This is a genomic window from Mycobacterium sp. (assembly GCF_036490025.1).
Taxonomy (GTDB): domain Bacteria; phylum Actinomycetota; class Actinomycetes; order Mycobacteriales; family Mycobacteriaceae; genus Mycobacterium.
This window is the reverse complement of sequence record NZ_DASXEP010000118.1, coordinates 1-4,718: the sequence shown is the minus strand read 5'-3', so window position 1 is coordinate 4,718 and position 4,718 is coordinate 1. Positions and strand designations below refer to the sequence as shown.

Genomic DNA, 4,718 nt, shown 5'->3' with positions numbered 1-4,718 from the left:
CGTTGCCACCAACACCCCGTGCACCACGTGGTTGGCGGCCAACTCCCCGGGCGTCGGCATGGCCGCCATCGCCGCGGTGTAGGCGGCGGCCGCGGTCTCGTGTTGAACAGCTGCCGCCGCGCTGTCGGCGCTGGCCTGCGTCAACCAGGCCAGATACGGCTCATGCGCTACGGCGTACTGCTCGGCGCTGGGGCCTTGCCAAACACCGGACCGCACGCCGGCCAGGACCGCGCTCAATTCGTCGGCAACCTCGGCGTATTCGGTGCTCAGCGACGACCACGCCCTCGCCGCGCTCAGCAGCGAACCCGGCCCGGGCCCGCTGCTGAGCAACGTCGAATGCACCTCCGGCGGCAACGCCAGCCAAATCGGCGCAGTCACAACGCACCGTCGAAAACGTGCTCGCGATCAGCCGTCGATGAAGTCACGACGGCATTGAAAACTACATTGCGTCGTAGTCGCAAGACCCCGTCGGGGTATGGGGTGTTCGCAGGTCCGGGACCTGGGGGGAGGGTCAGGCCCCCAACAGAGTCGGCAGCGCCAGCGCCGAATCGAGTGCCAAGGCGCAGAACACCACCGCGAGGTAGTTGTTCGACTGCAGGAACAATCGCAGCGGCTTGACCGGCTCTCCGCGGCGCACGCCCGCATACAGCTGGTGCGCCATGGTCAGGAACCACGCTCCGGCCACCGCGGCCACTACGGTGTACAGCCAGCCGGTGGCCAGGGACAGCGCCAGCGTCGCCGCCACGGTCAGCCAGGTGTAGATCAGGATCTGCTTGGTGACCTGACGTTCCGTCGCGACGGCCGGCAGCATCGGCACACCCGCCGCCTTGTAGTCGTCCTTGTAACGCATCGCCAGCGCCCAGGTGTGCGGCGGCGTCCAGAAGAAGATGATCGCGAACATCACCAGGGCCGGCCACCCGACGGTGCCGGTGACAGCCGACCAGGCGATCATCACCGGCATGCAGCCGGCCGCACCGCCCCACACCACGTTCTGGGAGGTGCGGCGCTTGAGAAGCAGGGTGTAGACGAACACGTAGAACGCGATCGTGGCCACCGCCAGCAAGCCCGACAGCAGGTTGGTCGTCCACCACAGCCAGACGAAGGACGCGACACTCAGCCACAGCCCGAACACCAGGGCGTTGCCGGTCGGCACGGCGGCCCGTGCCAACGGACGCCGCGCGGTCCGCTTCATCAGCTTGTCGATGTCGGCATCGGCCACACAGTTCAGCGTGTTCGCGCCGCCGGCAGCCAGCATCCCGCCGATCAAGGTGTTGAGGATGAGCAGCGGGTTCACGCTGCCGCGGTGGGCGAGCAGCATCGCCGGAATTGCGGTGACCAGTAGCAGCTCGATGACTCGAGGCTTGGTCAGCGCCAGATAAGCCAGCAAGGTGGTGCTGACTCGACTCGGCGCAACGCGCTCGCGAATGCTCACGCAAGGACTCCTCGGATCACAGCAGCGCGCAGCTTCTACTACGCACGATGGTAGACGGCACGACTTGCCCAGCATGCACCGCAGGGGCCATTGGCAGCCAATCGGCGAGCACGGGCTGCAACGCGCGGTTGCCGGCGCTTGAACAGTCAGGAAGTGAAACAGGCTCTGACACGCGCGCAAGGTTCCGGCATTAGGGTGGGAAGAGGATCATTCTGCCGACCCGAGGACTTCAGTTCGTGACCACACTCGAAGACATCTCGACCCTGACCCAACCGCATCTTCCGGACGATTGGACCGAGCTCGATTCGGCCGCCGTCGACACCGTCCGGGTGCTGGCCGCCGACGCGGTGCAGAAAGTGGGCAACGGCCATCCTGGGACGGCGATGAGCCTTGCCCCGCTTGCCTATACGCTGTTCCAGCGGGCGATGCGGCACGATCCCAGCGATCCCCATTGGCTGGGCCGTGACCGCTTCGTGCTGTCCTGTGGGCACAGCAGCCTCACCCTCTACATCCAGCTCTATCTCGGCGGTTTCGGCCTGGAGCTCTCGGACATCGAATCGCTGCGGACGTGGGGCTCCAAGACGCCCGGGCATCCGGAGTTCCGGCACACCAAGGGCGTGGAGATCACCACCGGTCCCCTCGGCCAAGGCTTCGCATCGGCAGTAGGCATGGCGATGGCCGCCCGCTACGAGCGCGGCCTGTTCGACCCGGACGCCGCAGCCGGCACCAGCCCGTTCGACCACTTCATCTATGTGATCGCGTCCGACGGCGACATGGAAGAAGGCGTGACGTCGGAAGCGTCGTCGCTGGCCGCGGTCCAGCAGCTGGGCAACCTCATCGTGTTCTACGACCACAACCAGATCTCCATCGAGGACGACACCGACATCGCGCTGTGCGAGGACACCGCTGCCCGCTATGAGGCCTACGGCTGGCATGTGCAGCGCGTTGAGGGCGGCGAGAACGTCGTCGGAATCGATGAGGCCATCGCCAACGCCAAGGCCGTCACTGACCGGCCGTCGTTCATTTCGTTGCGAACGATCATCGGCTATCCGGCGCCCAAGCTGATGAACACCGGCAAGGCGCACGGTGCCGCCCTGGGCGACGAAGAAGTAGCGGCGGTCAAAAAAATCCTGGGGTTCGACCCGGACAAGAAGTTCGAGGTCCGCGACGAGGTGATCGCCCACACCCGTGAGCTGGTGCAGCGCGGTAAGGAAGCTCACGAAAAATGGAACGTCGACTTCGAGGCGTGGGTGCAGCGCGAGCCCAAGCGCAAAGCGCTGCTGGACCGGTTGACCGCCGAGAAGCTGCCCGACGGCTGGGACGCGGACGTTCCGCACTGGGAGCCGGGCTCCGATGCGATGGCCACCCGAAAAGCGTCCAACGAGGTGCTCAACGCTGTCGGACCGAAACTGCCCGAGCTGTGGGGCGGTTCGGCCGACCTGGCCGGCAGCACCAACACCACGATCAAAGGCGCCGATTCCTTTGGGCCGCCCTCGATTTCGACCAAGGACTACACCGCGCACTGGTATGGCCGCACGCTGCATTTCGGTGTTCGCGAGCACGCGATGGGCGCGATCCTGTCCGGCATCGTGCTGCACGGCCCTACCCGCGCTTACGGTGCCACGTTCCTGCAGTTCTCCGACTACATGCGCCCGGCGGTGCGACTGGCGTCGCTGATGGATATCGACACCATCTACGTGTGGACGCACGACTCGATCGGCCTGGGCGAAGACGGCCCGACACACCAACCGATCGAGCACTTGGCGGCGCTGCGGGCCATCCCCAAGCTGTCGGTGGTCCGTCCTGCGGACGCCAACGAGACCGCGTACGCCTGGCGCACCGTCCTGGCTCGGGGCAACGGCAGCGGTCCGGTCGGGCTGATGCTGACCCGCCAGGGTGTACCGATTCTCGAAGGCACCAACTATGACGGCGTGGCCAAGGGCGGATACATCCTCGGCGACGACGGCGGCGACGAGCCCGATGTCGTCCTGATCGCCACCGGCTCGGAGGTCCAGCTGGCCGTCGAGGCACAGAAGTTGTTGGCGGACAAGGACATTGTCGCACGCGTGGTGTCGATGCCATGTGTGGAATGGTTCGAGTCGCAGTCCGACGAATACCGCGACAGCGTGCTGCCGCCGTCGGTGTCGGCGCGAGTCGCGGTCGAGGCCGGCGTCGCACAGAGCTGGCACAAGCTGGTCGGCGACACCGGCGAGATCGTTTCGATCGAGCACTACGGGGAATCCGCCGATGAGAAGACTTTGTTCCGTGAATTCGGGTTCACCCCGGAAGCCGTCGTCGACGCCGCCGAACGAACACTAGACAACTAACCGAAGGGAAAGCCGATGACTCAGAATCCCAATCTCGCCGCGCTGAGCTCCGCGGGCGTATCGGTCTGGCTGGACGATCTGTCCCGGCAGCGTTTGCAATCCGGCAACCTGCAAGAACTGATCGATACCAAGAGCATCGTCGGTGTTACCACTAACCCGTCGATCTTCCAGAAGGCGCTGTCCGAGGGCGATGCCTATGACGCTCAGCTGGCCGAGCTCGCCGAACGCGGCGCCGACGTGGACGCCACCATCCGCACGGTGACCACCGATGATGTCCGCAACGGCTGCGATGTGCTGCGGCCGCAGTGGGAGCGCTCCGACGGGGTCGACGGCCGGGTATCGATCGAGGTCGACCCGCGGATGGCGCACGACACCGACAAGACGACCAAGCAGGCCATCGAGCTGTGGAAGATCGTCGACCGCCCCAACCTGTTCATCAAGATCCCGGCCACCAAAGCCGGCCTGCCCGCCATCAGTGCGACCCTGGCAGAGGGGATTTCGGTCAACGTCACCTTGATCTTCTCGGTCGAACGTCACCGTGAGGTGATGGACGCTTACCTCGACGGGCTGCAGGCGGCCAAGGCGGCCGGCCACGACGTGTCCAAAATCCATTCGGTGGCATCGTTTTTCGTTTCACGCGTCGACACCGAGATTGACAAGCGGCTGGAGAAAATCGGCTCGGAGGATGCGCTGGCGCTGCGCGGAAAGGCCGGCGTTGCCAACGCCCGGCTGGCCTACGCGGCCTACCAGGAAGTGTTCGTCGGCGGCGATCGTTTTGCGCCACTCGAGGCGGACGGGGCGCGCGTACAGCGGCCGTTGTGGGCCTCCACCGGCGTGAAGAACCCCGATTACTCCGACACGCTCTATGTGACCGAGCTGGTCGCGCCGAACACCGTGAACACCATGCCGGAGAAGACCATTGACGCGGTCGCCGACCACGGCGTCGTCACCGGCGACAC

Annotated in this window: 4 protein-coding genes; 2 read left to right on the top strand and 2 right to left on the bottom strand. The window is 65.6% G+C overall.

Going from position 1 to position 4,718, the window contains the following annotated elements:
- A partial coding sequence (locus tag VGG53_RS12720) for a PPE family protein (protein ID WP_331518416.1) occupies positions 1–378 on the bottom strand: 378 nt, incomplete at its 3' end.
- Positions 379–511: 133 nt separating this feature from the next.
- Positions 512–1,432 carry a heme o synthase gene (locus tag VGG53_RS12715; RefSeq protein WP_331518415.1) on the bottom strand — a complete coding sequence of 307 codons (921 nt, stop codon included), beginning with the start codon at positions 1,430–1,432 and terminating at the stop codon, positions 512–514.
- 236 nt (positions 1,433–1,668) lie between these two features.
- On the opposite strand from VGG53_RS12715, the gene tkt reads away from it, so the two are divergent.
- Together tkt and tal are read left to right on the top strand one after the other, a co-directional pair.
- On the top strand, positions 1,669–3,759 hold the full coding sequence (tkt, locus tag VGG53_RS12710; RefSeq protein WP_331518414.1) for a transketolase: 2,091 nt from the start codon (positions 1,669–1,671) through the stop codon (positions 3,757–3,759).
- 15 nt (positions 3,760–3,774) lie between these two features.
- Positions 3,775–4,718 (top strand): transaldolase (tal, locus tag VGG53_RS12705; protein WP_331518413.1); only part of this gene is annotated, 944 nt, incomplete at its 3' end.